The organism is Mesorhizobium sp. M0088, from assembly GCF_040322895.1.
Lineage (GTDB): Bacteria > Pseudomonadota > Alphaproteobacteria > Rhizobiales > Rhizobiaceae > Mesorhizobium.
The window spans coordinates 88,119-103,965 of sequence record NZ_JAMYUI010000023.1; the positions used below are offsets into that span (position 1 = coordinate 88,119).

Here is a 15,847-nt window from a genome sequence, read left to right on the forward strand (position 1 = left end):
CATGCCCTACATTCGCGAATCGATCATCACGACGGTCAACAAGGCAGGCAACGTCCACATCGCGCCGATCGGCATTATCGCCGAGAATGACGGCTGGGTGATTGCGCCCTTCCGGCCGTCGGTCACGCTCGACAATCTCGCCGAAGTGCCGTTCGCCATCGCCAATTATACCGACGACGTGCGTGTCTTTGCCGGCTGCCTGACAGGCCGCAAGCATTGGCCAACCGTTCCGGTTGACGGGTTTCCGGTGCCGAGGCTCGAGGCGGCGCTGGCGTATTCGGGTCTCGAAGTCCAGGCGGTCGATGACAATGGCGTGCGCCCCCGCCATTTCTGCCGCGTGGTGCGGGAGGAAGCGCTCGCGCCGTTCACCGGCCTCAACCGAGCCAAGGCGGCAGTGCTTGAGCTGGCCATCCTGGTCAGCCGGCTCGGCATGCTGCCGCGCGATAAGATCGAGGCGGAAATCGCCTACCTTTCGATTGCCATCGAAAAGACCGCAGGCGAGGGCGAAAAGGAGGCCTGGGGCTGGCTGATGCAGCGTGTCAGCGATCACTTGACCGCCAAAGGTTCCGGTAGCGAGGACGCGCGGGGTTAGGCCGAGCGCCGCACCCTGCTTACAACGGATATCCCGCCAAAAGCGCTACCGCGGACGCGGGGGCCGCGCTGCTCGCTTGCCCGCGAACGGTGTCATCGGCGGGGATGATGTCGGCGAAATCGACGTAGCTGCGTTCCATGCGTTCGGCCAGTCGCCTGATCTGCCAGCGACCGATTCCGGCCCCGACGATCGGGACATCCCGCGGCAAGGTCCCGGCAACCAGAGACGCTGCATCGTGCACTTTGCGCAGTTGCTGCTCGCTGAACCAGCGCGCGACTTCACCCCATTCCGGCGGGGTCAGGTCAGTGGCGTCGCGCCCCACCATGCGCGCCAGCCGCGCGATCGAGCCGTCCACGGTCTTTTCCTTGCCGTCGGCGGGAGGGTGCCTGTCGTCGTCCTCGTCGAGCACGCCCAGGATGCGGTGCGCGTCGGCGATCGAGGCGAAATACTCGTTCATCAGCGGCGTTAGCCTGCCATGGACGGGAGCCGACGAGGCTACGCCGAACAGGAATGTCCTGGTAAAGCCGGTATAGACCAATTCGCCGGTTAGAAGCCGTCCGGCATCGGTGTAGCCGTCATTGGCCACGGCGCCGTTCTTGATGGCAATGATATCGGTGGTGGTGGAGCCCATGTCGACGAACAGGGCATCGCCGGCGAGTTTTGCCACCAACAAGGCTGTCGCGTGCCAATTGGCAGAAGCCACATCGGCGCCTAACTGCGCTGCCTGCTCGACCCCGACGAAACCGGATGGTCCGGCATAGACCAGCTTTTTGTCTGTGGGGAAATGGGTGGAAATCTGACCCAGCAGAGCCGCTACGCCGACATCGCGGGACGGAAAGATGTCCGACAGTTCGCCTGTCATGGTGAATGCGTTGAGATCCGCACCCGCGTAGATCGGAGCCGTTTCGTCGAGGGCTGAAGCCAGCTTGTGCAGGCCTTGCCAAAGCGGCGTGGCGATCGTTACCGCCTCGACGATGCGACCGTCTTGTGCGCGGGTCACCTTCAGATGCGCGCCGCCAATGTCGAAACCGGCAATGATGCCCTTTCTTTTTTCCACGCTTCAAGCTTTCATGACGGGGGCAATCGGTCGGTGAGAAAAGCGTTGCGTATCATTCCGGTTCTCGACCTGAAAGACGGCGTGGTGGTTCGCGCCCAGCAGGGAAAACGCGATCGCTACAGGCCGATCGTTACGCCTCTCAGCCGAAGCCCCGATGTCGTCGCGGTCGCTGAAGGACTGCGTGGGCTTTATCCTTTTTCGACCTTCTACATCGCAGATCTGGACGCTATCGAAGGCGGAGCGCCAAACAGCGACGCACTCGCCCGGCTGAGGACGATGGCGGAGCCGCCGGAACTTTGGGTCGATGCCGGCGTGGCCGACGAAAAGACACTTTTGGCGGCGCTTGCCGAACGCTCGCTGTCTCCTGTTCTGGGCTCTGAATCGCAGCGGGACGACATGTTGCTGCGGCGTTTTTGCGATCATCCCGATCTCATCCTGTCCCTTGATTTCATCGGCGATAGTTTTTGCGGACCGCGTTCTCTTCTCGAAGAGCCCGAGCTTTGGCCGCAAAAGGTGATTGTCATGACGCTGGCCAAGGTCGGTGCGGCCGCCGGCCCTGACTTCGGGCTGCTGCAGGAGGTCAAGGCCAAGGCCGGAAATCGCGCCGTCATCGCGGCCGGCGGCGTCCGAGATGAGGCCGACATCAGCGCCTTGTCCGCAATGGGTGTCGCCGCGGCGCTGGTAGCAACCTCATTGCACAACGCTACGCTCACACCCGGCCGCCTCGCGTCACTCGGCGCCTGATCATCGTTGCTCGTCACCTCCCGAAGGACGTGCGCCCTTCGGGAGGTGACGTTTCAAAAGCCCAGAACTTTTTTCAGCCGGCGCAACAGACCATCCGTCTCAGAAGAGGGTTTTTCCTGTGCGGGGCTGTCTCTTGTCTAGGCTGCGAACGGATGCTTGACCTTGTCGCGCTGGGCCGTTGCTTCGGCGGCGGTCGGGGTTCCTGCAACGGCGCGCTGGATAGCTTCCTTTGTCGCCTCGTAATTGTATTTCTGGATCTTGGCGTCGTCCGCCGCGTCCCAATGGATAAACACCCCGACGCAGATGAACACGTCGTCCGCTTCGTTGGCCGGAATGGTCCCGTCCGCAACGCTGTCCTGCACGGCCTTTGCCACGGCGTGCTGCGCCGGGCCGAACATCTGGACCGCCTGCTTGGCGCCCTTGATCGTGACCTTGTTGAACATCACGGTGTTGGGTTTGCATTGAAGATTAGGCGCGATCACCGCCAAAAGCGAAGTAAAGCCATCCTTGTTGTTGGTAAGCGCGTTGCAGAATGCCGTTTCGACCGCGCTCCCCCGCGGGCCGATGAGCAGGTCGACATGCGCGACTTCGTTGCCGTCTCCCACCAGCGATTCACCGACCATAACCTTTGATATTTTTGCCATGCCAATTTCCTCCAAGACACAATTATGATGTCCACGGACGCTGCAACCGAGCAGGCGCTCGATGGACAGCTATCCTTGTTGGCAGCGTCCGGATTTGCCCGGACCGGTTGGCTAGATAGCCGCGGAAGCACAGCTTCCGCTTTTGGAAGTCAAGCACCAACGCCGCGATTATGCAAGGTGAGGGCGAGGGTGTGGACTAAAAGAGTAGCCACGGTGAGGTCGGCCGAGGTGCCGGGATTGATGTTGTCGGTCTTTAACCGACGGTCGAATTCCATGAGCAGGCGAATGCGCGACGGTTCGTCGCCCTCGGCATGGAGCGCCGCCTGAACGGCAACGGCTTCCTGCCGCGCTTGATTTGCGACGTCAACGCCGTGCTTGCGCATCACATGGCTGTCGGGGAAGCCGGCGAGAAACGCCATGTAGACGAATACCGTCGGCCACATGCCGGTTTCTCCACGTGCCAACGCTCCATCCAGCGCGGCGAGCCCGACCCCGAACACGTCGCCGAAACAGCTGCCGTACTGGCGGGCGATCATGTCGCGGTCGGCGGCCTCCCGCATCGCGTCCAGCAAATGGACCTTCGGCTCCTGCCGCACATCGTTGGCGGCTTCTCCCAGGCCGCCTGGCGCGGCCGTGACGATCGCCTCGAATACCGCCTTGGTATCCTGCACGCTCAAAGCCCGAAGCAGCAAGTCGAGATTGTCCTGCAGTCTGTCACCGCCCATTTCGGCGGCGCATATCAGTGGCCCTGCCAGAAGGATGATTCCGAGATTGGTATTGGTTGCGACCGCCAGTCGGGTCGCGCGCACGGCCTCCAGCATGCGCTGTCCGACCGGCAGACGAGGATCGGTCAGCGGCCCGGAAGAAACCTCCGCACTCATCATGAACTGGGCGGCGGACATGCCGTGTCCGTCGGCGAACAGATGGACGTTGCCCGGTTTGAGGGCTTCGATCTCCATCCTGCAGGCATCCTTGTAACTGGCCCGGAGGCGTTCGCGCGAAACCGCCATCCTACTGGCCCTCACGAATTCGCAGGCGCGGTAAAACGATAGGGCCGCGGCGCGGCGGCCGCTTCGGCACGGTCGGCCAGGAGTTTCAGCAAGGCATCGGCGATTGCCTCGGCGATATTCACGGCGACCACCGATTGCAATCCCGACCAGGCGGGCATGCTGTTCACTTCGAGTATGAACAGATTGCCGTCGTCAGCCCGCACGATGTCCACGCCGGCAAAATCCGCGCCGACCGCGGCTGACGCAGCGACAGCCAGCGAGGCCAGTTCCGCCTTGCCATGATCGGAAACCTGTTCCGGCACGCCGCCCCGGTTGACGTTCGTGATCCAGTCGTCGCTGATGCGGCTCATCATCGCCACGGTCTCGCCGGCGCAGACAAAGACGCGAAAATCCCGGAAAGGCGGACCGGCACGCGACACATATTGCTGGAGGTAATAGACGCTGTTCACCTCTTCTGCGGCCGGCAGGTCCGACAGCGTGCGGATCAGCTTTATCCCGCGGCCTTGCGCCCCGAACAAGGGTTTCAGCACCAGCGGTCCCCGCGGAAGCTCTTGCGCCGCGATCTCCTCGGCGACGGCAAGTCCTTCTACGGCAAAGGTGCGTGGCGTAGGCAGGCCGGCATTTTTCAAGAGGAATGTCGTCATCGACTTGTCGACGCAGCGCTCGATCGCCTGCGCGGAATTCCACACGGGAACCGACAGTCTGCTTAACGCGTGCAGCATGCCGAGGCGCCGGGTAATCGCTTCGAACGATCCGGCGGCGATGGAACGAACGAGCACGGCGTCGGGCAGCGTGCCGCCGAAGCCGGGGATCGAAAGTCCGCTCGGGCTGCTGGTGTCGAATGCGATCGCTGCCAGCGGCACGGCTGCAACGGCGGCGCCTCTCCGACCAAGTCCTGCCGCCAGGCCGTTCGAACCAGTGTCCACTTTGTCGCTGACGATCAGGATGCGAGGGATCATGTGGCGCCTCGGGTGCGGGAACCTAGGAGGCGTGAGCGATTCCGCGCCCCAATGGCCGCGTCCGCGACGGGGCTGCACGAAATGCAGTCGTCGGGCAGGCGAATGACGGACGAATCCCTTTGCACCGCCATCCTCTTAGCCGAGACTCCGTTCGAGCATTTTCAGATCACGCCGACCGGCGCGAAACGTATCGCCGGTTTCGATCGCTGTCACGATCACTTCGGCCGGGCTGAACAGCAGCGGGTCGATGGCATAGAAATCGCCCTTGAACCGCGCGAAGATCTCGGCGAAGGGTTGGCCGTAGTCCCGTGAGGCGCTGCTGGGAAGTTTTTCCGCGAGTTTGCCAGCTTCTTTCGCCGATCCTTTCACGAAGAGCTGGACGCTGCCGCCATAGATGATGGCATCGTTGGTTCGGCCCATGGCGGTCAGGAAATCCGGATGGGGGGCGGGGATCGGAGCCGTTCCGATGCCATCGACTACGTTCTCCAGCGGGAATTTGAGATCGTTGATCTTGTGCAGGGCAACCTCGAGCGCGCGCGCGACGATCTGCACGCCGCCGGCAAGACTTTGTGTCGGCGCATAGAGGAAGGTGAGCTTTTCCGCCGCCAGTCCAGTTGCCTTGCCCACTTTCTCAACGATCGCGCGGGGAGGCGGTTCGGCCGTCTCCAGGATAAGCACCGCGGACGATGCGATGTCGCGATAGGAAAGTGTTTCGAAGAGCGGTTCGACCCGGGCGAGGGCCCGCGCCGGCCCAGATCCCATGGCGAAATAGTCCTGGCCAGACAGGTTCCAGCCCGCATATTGGCTGCCCAGGCAGGCTAGCACCGGCTGCGAAGATCGCGCTTCGACGGTGAACGGCCATTGCTGTGACGCACGATCCATGAACACCGAAACGCTGCCGAGACCGCCCATCGCGGCCTCAGCCATGCGCAGCCCGGCTTCGACGCTGCCGACGGTCTTGGCGCCGGCATCGATCAGGCGCTCGCCCAATGGCCCCCTGGAAACGACGATGCGCAGGCGTTCGGCGTCGCCGATCATGCCGTCAACGATGCGCTGTGCATTGTCGTTCAGGAATGCCGAACCGTCTTTCATGTCCGGTCTCCTTCCCATTGGAGTTGCAATTGACTGGCTTGTCCCTTGATGAGTCGCTTGGTCGATTGGGCGCTCGGCCCGCGCGCGAAGACCGTGCAGACAGGGTCGCCGGCAATCAAACGGGTGCCAGCCGACTGCTGGTCCGCTGTCCATTCAGGCCAGGCGATCGACGGAAAGTGAGTGATTGGCGTCGCGGCGTAAGTCACCATCGACGCCATCGAATCGACGAAGCGCGGCAAGCGGAAGACCTGACCCGTAGCGGCGCGCAGATGCGCTTCGATCAATGGCGCGTCGACATCGTCGAAAATGTCGAGGGTGGCGCCTGGCCTCGGATTGATCTCGATGAACTTGTAGCCGTCCGGCCCGCGGATAAGATCGGCGCTGCACAATCCAACCAGGCCGGCGCGCCGCGTCAGACTTGAGAGCCAACCGCCGATCACCGCCGCCTGTCTGCGAGCGAAGCGTCTCAACCGCACGGCGCCGCCGTAGCGATAGGGCGCTGCCGGGGAGGGGGACGTCCATTGTTGGCTGAAGCCCACGACGTGCGCGGTTTGCCCGTTGCCGACGAACAGGGCCGAAATGCTGCGTCCGGCAACGAAGCGCTGGAAATAGCGGCCGGCGGTCGGGCTTTCTCCGGCTGCTCGTCTGACGTGCCCGCCGCCGGCGCCACCCGCGGTCTTGACCACCCAGTTCTCCCGATCAGGCGGCTGGTCCCATCGCAATTGCGGATGCGGGATGCCAAGTTCGGCGCAATCATCGGCCAGCAACTGCGGATCCTTGATCCTGCGGATTGCGGCGCCGCCATTGCCTGCGAGCGGAAAGTGTCGCGCGATCTCGTCCACGGCCTCGGGCATCCGCTCAAACCCTGAGCCCAGGATAATGGCGACCGGCTGGCCGTCGCCAGCCAATCGCCGAAGCGTGTCGACGATGCGCTCGCCGTCGATGCCCCTCTGCAGGTCGCCCGGCAGCATCGTCGCACGTTCTGCGAGCGCGACGGTGTCCGTATCGCAAAAGAAATCGGCAACCAGCGGACGATAGCCGGCGCGGCGCGCGGCGGCGGCCAGCGCCCGGCCTGAAATTGCCGCGATCAAGAGAGATCCGGCGTTACTTGGCAATCTCGCGTGCAAGGGAAAACGCTTCCTGAAAATCGAGCGTGATCGTCTTTTCGGATTCGATCATTCTTTTGAAGAGACCGAATTCGACCTTATATTTGACATTGCCAATGGCAAGCGGACCAATGCCGACAGCTTTTGCCGCTTCGAGTGGATCACCATTGGCATTGACGGCCAATCCTTCGATACCGGCCGGGGGAACCGCATTGACGTCGGCCGCAATAAGCAGGTCATTGCCTTTCAACTGGGCTTTGGAGACCACCTGGACGCCAGCTTTGGCGCAAGCCAGGATAATTTCGTTTGCCTCGACCAGCTTTGTCTTGCGTGCGTCGCTCGATCCGTCAGCGGCATCGACGATGATGTTGAATCTGCTTTCGATCTCGGCCGCGATCTGCTTGACCCTCTCGATGCCGTCATGGCCGACAAGTGTGACCCGGGCACCTTCCCCTGCCGCGATGACGGCGGTGCAGAAGCCGACGACGCCGGTGGCACCGAAAACAGCTACCCTCGTATCCCTGAGCGCACGCTGGAATTTCTTCTCCAGCGCCTTTTCGACCTTGGCCACCATCGCCGCGGCCGTGGTGAACGAGCCGGCCGGATCGGCAAACACCGAAACCTGGAAAGGCGGCACCATCGCCTTCTTCGCGGCGTCGAACATGTCGAGCGCCAACGAGGCATCCTTCCCGGCGATGAAGATGCCGGTGTCGACACCCGCATCCGGCGGGCGTGAAAAGATCGCGTCCTGGACCAGGCCTGTCACTTCGGCGAGGCCTACATCGACATAGGGGACGACGGCGTCGAAACCGGCGTCGAGGGCCATGTTCACGTCGAATGGGCTCATCTGCTTCAACGGTGTCAGCATGTGCAGGATGTGTTTGCGGGCCATTTCTTGCCTTTCTGCCTGAAACGGGAGCGTCAGCTGCCGACGAGATTCAGCCTGGTTGAGCTGATCTTCGCGCCGGAGTTCCTGCCCTTGACGATCTTGATCTCAAGGCCGTCCTCAATTGTCGTCTTCCGAACCGCGTCGACGAACTTGAGTGCGGAATCATGCGATGGCGCGAAGGCAAAGCCTGTCGGCCCCCAGGAACTCTGGCCGATGCCGACGGCGCCTGCTTCATTGAGACGGTGGGCCGCCGTCTCGACCCGCTTCGAGGTGAACACGCCGCCCTGCGCCGGGGCGAAATGGCTGCCGATCAGCATCTGTATCGCGGTGACGGCGGCGCCGAATGCCGGAAGGTCCCGCTCGACCAAAGCCGGCATAATGCCCATCAGCACCCTCCGGCAGATCTCCCCACTGCCTGCCGTTGGGAATGGCGGCAGCGAACGAAACGCCGCGACCTCGGCAGCGCCATGCAGTCCATGCCCGGAATGGTCGAGGATAAGGATGACGCGCCACTCTTCCGGAAACGGCAGCCGCGCGACGACCGGAGGCGTTCCGCCGCGGTCGTTCTTGCCGGCGTCGACTATGACGCCGCCGTCTTCGAAACTTGCGATGCCGATGCCGGATCGGCCGCCCCGCTCGAGCAGGCTCGCATCGCCGGCGATGTCCAGAGGCAAATTGTGGAGAGTGCGCAACGCCGAGGCGACGGCAAGGGCAATCTGCGTGCCGGATCCCAGACCCGCATGACTGGGGATCGACTGCTCGACCACCAGATGGTGCTGGCCGCGAATGCCGAGATGCTTGCAGAGCGTCGACAGATGCTCGCTGGCGCGGGTGCTCTCGGAGCCTTCGACGATGGTTTCGCCGGACCGCGACAGGGTGACGACGGTTTCGGGTTCGCTCAATGGAAGCCCGACGCTGCCGAACCGCCGTCCGGCATCGCCATTGAGATCAAGGAAGCCAAGGTGCAGGCGAGCGGGCACTCGTATGGTAACAGAATTCGACATCTGCCCCCCGATGGGTGCATCATGGATGCATCATGGAAGTTTAGGTGCCCGGTACCATGATAACTGTTTTCGTCGATGGGGCAAGCCAAAGAGAATGCATCCACGTGTTTGCTGGCTCCGGCGTGTAGACAGACCGAGCAATTCGCGGAGGTCGAGATGAACGAGACAGTCAAGGAAAAGGTCTATTCGGAAGCCGAGATCGCCGAGCGGCTTGAGAAGGAGCTGCCAAAATGGCGCTACGAAAACGGCTGGATCCGGCGCAAATACAAGACCCACAGCTGGAAATCGACGCTGATGGTCATCAACACGGTTGGCCATCTCGCCGAGGCGGCGTGGCACCATCCCGATATCACCGCCTCCTATGCCTGGGTCGAGGTGCGCCTGATGAACCACGCGGCGAAAGGCATTACCGACAAGGATTTCGAGTTGGCGAAAAAGATCGAGGATGTTGTCCAGTGGCAGCCGGCCAAGGAAGGCGGGGCGCTGGAGGGCACTCCGCTGACCGATCAACGCTTCGCTTACGTCAAATATGACTAAGCAGGGTCGGAATTTGTTGATAGCGTATGAAAACATTCGCTGATCCGCTGCGAGGTGGGGTTCACGGCCAATCCAGTTTCGTCTAGGATCGTGGCGGCACCAGAAAGTAGTTTAGCGAATGGCGGTTGCTTGGATCGGCAACCGGGAAGCGCTGATTGAGCGCGCGGCTGCGCATGCCGCGTCGCTACTGTCGTCAAGTCGGTGCCCGGTTTTCAGCTTTGATACGGATATAGACGGCACGAGGGCGGCGATCGCGCTGGCTGAGAGGGCTGGCGCGGCATACGACCATGCCGATGGCGCGGCACTTGCCCGGGAGACTGCGCTTTTTACGGACAAGGGGGCAATGACCGTCGCCCCCGGTGAGACGCGCCGGCGTGCCGATGTCGTGGTGATCGTGGGCGAGCTCCCGCGGATCCATCATGGTCTTGTTGGCGAACTCGCCGGGACGGTTCCCGACCTCTCGACCGTGAACCAGCGCGCGTTCTTCGTGGTAGGCCCGAACGGGATGTCTGTGCCGCCGCTGAACGGCGGGCGCGAGGCAACGCGACTTTCCTGTAGCCAAGTTAGCCTCGCCGCCACGCTGGCGGCACTGAGAGCACAGTATAAAGGGCGGCGTACATCGCAACCGGTGTCGAATTTCAATGATTTCGCCAAAGCTCTGGCGGCCGCGCGTTTTCCCGTGTTCCTGTTTTCAGGCCACGCCGCCGAAGGCCTGGCATTGGAGATGCTGCAAGGACTGATCGCCGATCTCAATCGCAACTCGCGCGCATCCGGCCTTCATCTGCCGGCGAACGAAAACGGCTGGGGTAGCACGCTCGCCTCGGCCTGGATGACAGGTTTTCCGCTGCGCACCGGCTTTGCGCGCGGCTTCCCGGAATTCGATCCCTGGCGCTGCGATGTGGCGCGCATGATCGCTGCCGGCGAAGCCGACCTGCACCTGCGGATCTCCGCCGCAACGGCCCAGCCGAAGGAAAAAAAGCGCCGCATGGCGCTGATTGCGTTGACTAAAACGCAAGAGCCGGTTGCCGGCGCCGCGGTCACCATCGCCATCGGCGAAGCTGGGGTCGATCACGATGCGGTTGTCTACTCCAGCCGCACGGGCTCGCTCAGGTCGACCGAGGCGCAAGCGGCCTCGCAATTGCCCTCCGCCGCGACGATCATCCGCCTGATCGCTACCCACGCTTTCGCCGAGCCACTGCCATGCTGACGAAAATCGCCGGCGGCGACATCATCGATCCCGTCAACGGCCGTCTCGGCAAGGGCGACCTCTGGATCAAGGACGACAAGATCGTCCCGGCGCCGGCGGGAGGGGCGGCCGACCGGACCATAGAAGCCAGCGGCTGCATCGTGATGGCTGGCGCCATCGACATCCACTCCCACATCGGTGGCGGCAATGTGAACACCGCGCGGCTGCTCTTGCCCGAACAGCATGCCGCCCATCAGCTGAGGCCAGCAATGACGCCGCTCTCCAATGCCGGCTGGTCGACGTTCCAGACCGGCTGCCTCTACGCAAAGATGGGCTTTACGACGGTGGTCGAGCCGGCGATGTCGCCGGGAGCGGCGCTTCACACGCATCTCGAACTGGCTGACATCCCGATCATAGACAAAGCAACCCTCGCCATTCTCGGCAATGACGATTTCCTTCTGTCGATGATCCGCGACGACGCCCCCTCCACGATGATCGAGGACTATGTCGCCTGGACGGTCGCTTCGACGCGAGCGCTTGGGGTCAAGGTGATCAACGCTGGTGCGGCGGCCGCGTTCAAGGAGAACGTCCGCACCTTCTCGCTGGACGATGTCGTGCCTTCCTATGGCGTCAGTTCGCGCAAGATCGTCAAGACGCTGCAGGCCGCCGTCGACAGTCTTGGCCTGCCGCATCCCCTGCATGTCCATTGCAACAATCTGGGCAGCCCCGGATCGGCGGATACGGCGGCTGCGACGATCGCAGTGGCGGATGGGCTGCCGCTGCATCTCGCCCACCTCCAGTTCTATGGCTATGGCACGGAAGGAAAACGCGGGTTTTCCTCTGCCGCCGCACGGCTTGCCGAACTGGTCAACGCGACGCCGGAAGTCACCATCGATATCGGCCAGGTCATGTTCGGCCAGACGGTCACGGTCTCCTCCGACGTCATGCGGCAGTTTTCGGCGCGTGGCAGCGCGCACCCGAAAAAGACCGTCATTCATGATGGTGACGGCAATGGCGGCGGCATCGTGCCCTACAGCTATGGCAAGGACTTCTACGGCACGATGCAGTGGGCGATCGGGCTCGAGCTTTTTCTCCTGATCGACGATCCCTGGCGTGTGTTCTTCACCACCGATCATCCCAACGGTGCACCTTTTACGGCTTATCCGGCGCTGTTCGAACTGCTGATGAGCCGGGAAGCGCGCGCCGAAATGACCGCTGGACTTTCACGATCCGCCCTGGCGCTCTCTACCCTGGCCGCAATCGACCGCGAATACACGTTCGAGGAAATCGCCATCATGACGCGCGCGGCGCCGGCCAAGCTGCTCGGCTTGACGGATCGAGGCCATCTCGGCGCCGGTGCAACAGCCGACATCGCTGTCTATCGCAGGGACCGCAGTATCGCGAAAATGCTCGGACAGGCGGCGTATGTTTTCAAGGATGGCGATCTCGTCGTGCAAGACGGGGAAATCATCCATTACCGCTGGGGCAAGGCATTGAGGCTCAAGCCGCCCGTCGACAAGGCAATGGTGCGACGGCTCGAGGACTATCACCAGCAGCGCTACGGCCTGTCGCTGGACTGGTTCAATTTTCCGGATTCCGCGATTGCGCGCGAACAGCCATTCGGCGAGGTGCCATGCCGAACATGAGCGTCAATGGGATGACGATCGACGATACCTTCGCGGAAGCCTTCGGCATGCGCGCAACCGCCATCGTCATCACCGCGCCGAGCCGGAAATGGGCTCGCCAGGCGGCGATCACGATGACCGGATTCGCCACCTCGGTGATCGGTTGCGGCTGCGAAGCGGCAATCGATCTCGACCTGCCGCCCTCGGCCACACCGGATGGCCGGCCGGGCTGCCGCGTCATGATCTTCGCGATGGGAACGGACGAATTGCAGAAGCAACTGCTCAATCGTGTCGGCCAGTGCGTTTTGACCTCGCCGGGTTCCGCCTGCTTTGCCGGGCTGCAAGGCAGCGCCGAGCTCAAGCTCGGTTCGGCGCTGCGTTATTTCGGCGACGGCTGGCAAATCTCCAAGAAGATCGGCGACAGGCATTTCTGGCGTATTCCCGTCATGGATGGCGAGTTCCTGTGCGAAGCAACGACCGGACTGACGAAGGAGGCTGTCGGTGGCGGCAATTTCTTTGTCATGGCGCAAAACAGCGCCAACGCTTTGGCCGCTGCCGAGGCCGCGGTCGCTGCGATCGGCATGGTGCCTGGCGCCATCGTGCCGTTTCCGGGCGGCATTGCCCGTTCGGGTTCCAAGATAGGTGGCAAATACAAAGGCATGATCGCTTCGGCCAACGAAGCCTACGCGCCAACGCTGCGCGGTGTCGTCGCGAGTGAGCTCGGTCCCGACATCAACGCCGTCCTGGAAATCGTCATCGATGGTGAAACCAATGATGCAGTTGCCGCCGCGATGAAGGCAGGCATCAAGGCTGTCATAGAACTCGGCCCGAAAAGAGGCGCGGTTCGGATCAGCGCCGGCAATTACGGCGGCAAGCTCGGGAAATTCATCTACTCGCTGAAGGATATGCTGCCATGAAGGCGCTGACCTTCACCCTGGTTGCCGAGCCGCCGGAGCGCCTTGACCTATCGCCGCTGACGCCGGAGCGGCTGGCCGGGATCGAAAGGCGCGACGTCGAAAGAATCCAGATCGGCATGTCGAAACACGGATCGAAGGTGGGCGACATTTTTCGCGTCGCCGGCAGCGATCCGACAAACATCGTGTTCGAAGGCGGAAGCACGCGCCTTGACCTTGTGGCGCAAGGCATGCGGGGTGGGTCGGTTCGCCTCGTTGGCAATGCGGGCGCCCAGGCCGGGCGCGCCATGCGCGGTGGGGAGCTCACGATCGAAGGCAATGCGGGTCCATACGCCGGCTCCGGCATGCGCGGCGGCAGGCTTGAGATAACAGGCAATGCCGGCGACCACCTCGGTGCGCCGCTCGTCGGGGAACTGGCCGGCATGAACGGCGGGTTGTTGATCGTCAGGGGCAAGGCGGGCGCCTTCGCGGCGGACCGCATGCGGCGCGGCCTGATCGCGGTGCTGAAAGGCTCCGGCGACCATGCCGGCAGCCGCATGATCGCCGGCACCCTGGTGGTGGCCGGTGGCACCGGTGAGATGCCCGGCTATCTGATGCGTCGCGGTTCGATCCTTCTCGATCGCGCGCCGGCACGCATGTCGCCGAGCTTCGTCGAATGCGGCGCGCCCGAGAGCGTTTTCGCCGCCATCATCGATCGTCATCTGATCGCCGAGGGCATTTTGAAACGGCCGCTTCTGGGGAGCGCACCGCGCAAATATGGCGGGGATAACGCAGTGCTCGGAATGGGCGAGGTTCTTTTTCCGCGCTGAGATCCGTCGACACAAGAACCACAGGATGGCAGGACGCAAGTGCTTGCCGCTGGGTGGCAGTGGTGGGGCCGACCGTCATCCGACCCGCAACGTGGAGAACACATGAAAATCATCTCTCAAACGAAGGCCCATGGCGGCGTGCAGGGCGTCTATTCCCATTTGTCGACGAGTTGCCGTTGCGACATGACTTTTGCCGTTTTCATACCTCCGCAGGCGCGGGAGACGCCTTGTCCCGTTTTGTGGTATCTCTCAGGCCTGACGTGCACCCACGCCAATGTAATGGACAAGGGCGAGTACAGGCGCATGGCCGCCGAGCTTGGCCTGATCGTCGTTTGTCCCGACACCAGCCCGCGCGGGGCCGACATTCCGGATGAAAAAGACAACTGGCAGTTCGGCTCCGGCGCCGGCTTCTATCTCGATGCGACGCAAGAGCCTTATGCGAAGAACTATCGCATGTATTCCTATGTCACCGAGGAGTTGCCGGCCCTCATCGCGGCTGAATTTCCAGCCGATATGGCGCGCCAGGCAATCTTTGGCCATTCGATGGGCGGGCATGGCGCGCTGACGATTGCCTTGAAGACTCCGCGGCGTTTCAAGAGCTGCTCGGCGTTCGCCCCGATCGCCCAGCCAAGCACCGCCGGCTGGTCGAGACCGGCTTTTGAGAAGTATCTGGGTAAGGATGAGGCCTCGTGGCGAACCTGCGATGCGACGTCGCTCATCGAGGACGGATACCGTTTCCCCGAATTTTTGGTGGATCAGGGAACGTCGGATGGATTTCTTGACGACGGGCTGAGGCCTTGGCTGCTTGAGACGGCCTGCGCCAAAGCAGGTATTCCGCTGAAGCTGCGGATGCAGGATGGATACGATCACTCGTATCTTTTCATCTCCAGCTTCATGGACGACCATCTGAGATGGCATGCTGAGAGGCTTTGATCTGGCAGGCCGAAGGCATGGCCAGATGCAAACAAGTTATTGAATCCGACGCCTTACACCGAGGGCGCCGCGCCTGCCGCCGTCAAGCACTAAGCGTTCAGCTCCAACGCGGCCTATGCGAAAGAGCTGAAAGCGGTAGCAAGCCTCGATGAAATCCCGGAGCCACCGTGCGGCGACTGGGGCGAAATGCCTGACGGGATCCAGTATTTCGAGGTGCCGGCGGGTGAGGGGCGCAAGCTGCTATTCGTGGGGCAGGACGAGCCGTTGACGAGCAGACGCTGCGGGTGTTGCCGGCGGGGTAGATGCCGAGAATCCTGATTGCAGGAATTTTATGCCTCTATGTATTCCGCGAGGCTGACACCCTTGGGCACATCCAGCCCATCGGCTCGCAAACCTTCGATGTGAAAGCGTATTGCGTCGCGAATCTCGGTTTCCACTTCAGGCACAGTGGCACCTGTCGCGATGCAGCCGGGTAGGTCCGGCACATAGGCAGAGAAATTACTTCCTGCTTTTTCAATCACCACCGCGTAACGCATGTCATCACTCCTTCAAACCTGACTGCTTGAGGATGCTGTTCAGTGTTCCTGGCGCAACCTCTTCAGACGGCTTGCCAGCCACGGTGACGCGGCCGGCTTTGACTTCATGCTTATATTGGCGATGGCTGCCCTTGGTTGCAACCAGATACCAGCCGTCGGCCTCCAGCAGGCGAATGATCTCGCGAACTGTAAGCCGAGGTGGCACTAGAC

The 15,847-nt window shown here is 62.4% G+C and carries 18 protein-coding genes; 8 read left to right on the forward strand and 10 right to left on the reverse strand.

What is annotated here, in order from left to right; all coding sequences use genetic code 11:
• Position 1 precedes the first annotated feature (1 nt).
• Positions 2-592 carry a DUF447 domain-containing protein gene (locus NKJ67_RS25480; RefSeq protein ID WP_127268113.1) on the forward strand — a complete coding sequence of 197 codons (591 nt, stop codon included), beginning with the start codon at positions 2-4 and terminating at the stop codon, positions 590-592.
• 19 nt (positions 593-611) lie between these two features.
• Here the strand turns inward: NKJ67_RS25480 and NKJ67_RS25485 are convergent, their stop codons facing one another.
• Positions 612-1,649, reverse strand: coding sequence for a hydantoinase/oxoprolinase family protein (locus tag NKJ67_RS25485; protein ID WP_352583849.1), 1,038 nt, complete (start codon positions 1,647-1,649; stop codon positions 612-614).
• A 45-nt stretch (positions 1,650-1,694) separates the two neighbouring features.
• Between NKJ67_RS25485 and NKJ67_RS25490 the strand changes: the two genes are divergently transcribed.
• On the forward strand, positions 1,695-2,393 hold the full coding sequence (locus tag NKJ67_RS25490) for a HisA/HisF-related TIM barrel protein (RefSeq protein ID WP_164762571.1): 699 nt from the start codon (positions 1,695-1,697) through the stop codon (positions 2,391-2,393).
• A gap of 137 nt (positions 2,394-2,530) precedes the next feature.
• On the opposite strand, the gene fae is transcribed toward NKJ67_RS25490, so the two are convergent.
• The 7 genes from fae to NKJ67_RS25525 form a co-directional block, all read right to left on the reverse strand.
• Positions 2,531-3,037, reverse strand: coding sequence for a formaldehyde-activating enzyme (gene fae, locus NKJ67_RS25495; RefSeq protein WP_013532036.1), 507 nt, complete (start codon positions 3,035-3,037; stop codon positions 2,531-2,533).
• Positions 3,038-3,186: 149 nt separating this feature from the next.
• The gene (locus tag NKJ67_RS25500) at positions 3,187-4,047 is read right to left on the reverse strand and encodes a triphosphoribosyl-dephospho-CoA synthase (protein ID WP_352583851.1); all 861 of its coding nucleotides are present in this window, start codon (positions 4,045-4,047) and stop codon (positions 3,187-3,189) included.
• 11 nt (positions 4,048-4,058) lie between these two features.
• Positions 4,059-5,006, reverse strand: a complete 948-nt coding sequence (locus tag NKJ67_RS25505; protein ID WP_352583853.1) for an ATP-grasp domain-containing protein — start codon at positions 5,004-5,006, stop codon at positions 4,059-4,061.
• A 135-nt stretch (positions 5,007-5,141) separates the two neighbouring features.
• Positions 5,142-6,098 carry a methenyltetrahydromethanopterin cyclohydrolase gene (mch, locus tag NKJ67_RS25510; protein ID WP_352583855.1) on the reverse strand — a complete coding sequence of 319 codons (957 nt, stop codon included), beginning with the start codon at positions 6,096-6,098 and terminating at the stop codon, positions 5,142-5,144.
• Complete coding sequence (locus NKJ67_RS25515; protein WP_352583857.1) at positions 6,095-7,189, reverse strand: ATP-grasp domain-containing protein; 1,095 nt, start codon at positions 7,187-7,189, stop codon at positions 6,095-6,097. Before NKJ67_RS25515 ends, mch begins: the two co-directional genes overlap by 4 nt.
• A gap of 13 nt (positions 7,190-7,202) precedes the next feature.
• Positions 7,203-8,096 carry an NAD(P)-dependent methylenetetrahydromethanopterin dehydrogenase gene (locus NKJ67_RS25520; protein ID WP_128369862.1) on the reverse strand — a complete coding sequence of 298 codons (894 nt, stop codon included), beginning with the start codon at positions 8,094-8,096 and terminating at the stop codon, positions 7,203-7,205.
• Between the two features lie 29 nt (positions 8,097-8,125).
• Complete coding sequence (locus NKJ67_RS25525; RefSeq protein WP_292335070.1) at positions 8,126-9,097, reverse strand: beta-ribofuranosylaminobenzene 5'-phosphate synthase family protein; 972 nt, start codon at positions 9,095-9,097, stop codon at positions 8,126-8,128.
• A gap of 156 nt (positions 9,098-9,253) precedes the next feature.
• Between NKJ67_RS25525 and NKJ67_RS25530 the strand changes: the two genes are divergently transcribed.
• The 6 genes from NKJ67_RS25530 to fghA all read left to right on the forward strand — a co-directional run bounded on the left by NKJ67_RS25530 (position 9,254) and on the right by fghA (position 15,101).
• Complete coding sequence (locus tag NKJ67_RS25530) at positions 9,254-9,634, forward strand: 4a-hydroxytetrahydrobiopterin dehydratase (protein ID WP_027036898.1); 381 nt, start codon at positions 9,254-9,256, stop codon at positions 9,632-9,634.
• A gap of 385 nt (positions 9,635-10,019) precedes the next feature.
• On the forward strand, positions 10,020-10,841 hold the full coding sequence (locus tag NKJ67_RS25535) for a tungsten formylmethanofuran dehydrogenase (protein WP_352583860.1): 822 nt from the start codon (positions 10,020-10,022) through the stop codon (positions 10,839-10,841).
• A complete protein-coding gene (locus NKJ67_RS25540; protein ID WP_352583862.1) occupies positions 10,835-12,466 on the forward strand; it encodes a formylmethanofuran dehydrogenase subunit A in 1,632 nt (543 codons plus the stop codon). Before NKJ67_RS25535 ends, NKJ67_RS25540 begins: the two co-directional genes overlap by 7 nt.
• A complete protein-coding gene (gene fhcD / locus NKJ67_RS25545) occupies positions 12,454-13,362 on the forward strand; it encodes a formylmethanofuran--tetrahydromethanopterin N-formyltransferase (protein ID WP_352583864.1) in 909 nt (302 codons plus the stop codon). Before NKJ67_RS25540 ends, fhcD begins: the two co-directional genes overlap by 13 nt.
• Positions 13,359-14,168 carry a formylmethanofuran dehydrogenase subunit C gene (locus tag NKJ67_RS25550; protein ID WP_352583866.1) on the forward strand — a complete coding sequence of 270 codons (810 nt, stop codon included), beginning with the start codon at positions 13,359-13,361 and terminating at the stop codon, positions 14,166-14,168. Before fhcD ends, NKJ67_RS25550 begins: the two co-directional genes overlap by 4 nt.
• 102 nt (positions 14,169-14,270) lie before the next feature.
• Complete coding sequence (gene fghA, locus NKJ67_RS25555; RefSeq protein WP_256748131.1) at positions 14,271-15,101, forward strand: S-formylglutathione hydrolase; 831 nt, start codon at positions 14,271-14,273, stop codon at positions 15,099-15,101.
• A gap of 329 nt (positions 15,102-15,430) precedes the next feature.
• Here fghA and NKJ67_RS25560 read toward each other — a convergent pair whose 3' ends face one another.
• Together NKJ67_RS25560 and NKJ67_RS25565 are read right to left on the reverse strand one after the other, a co-directional pair.
• A complete protein-coding gene (locus NKJ67_RS25560; protein ID WP_027036892.1) occupies positions 15,431-15,637 on the reverse strand; it encodes a type II toxin-antitoxin system HicB family antitoxin in 207 nt (68 codons plus the stop codon).
• A gap of 4 nt (positions 15,638-15,641) precedes the next feature.
• The gene (locus NKJ67_RS25565) at positions 15,642-15,842 is read right to left on the reverse strand and encodes a type II toxin-antitoxin system HicA family toxin (protein WP_013532021.1); all 201 of its coding nucleotides are present in this window, start codon (positions 15,840-15,842) and stop codon (positions 15,642-15,644) included.
• Positions 15,843-15,847 lie beyond the last annotated feature (5 nt).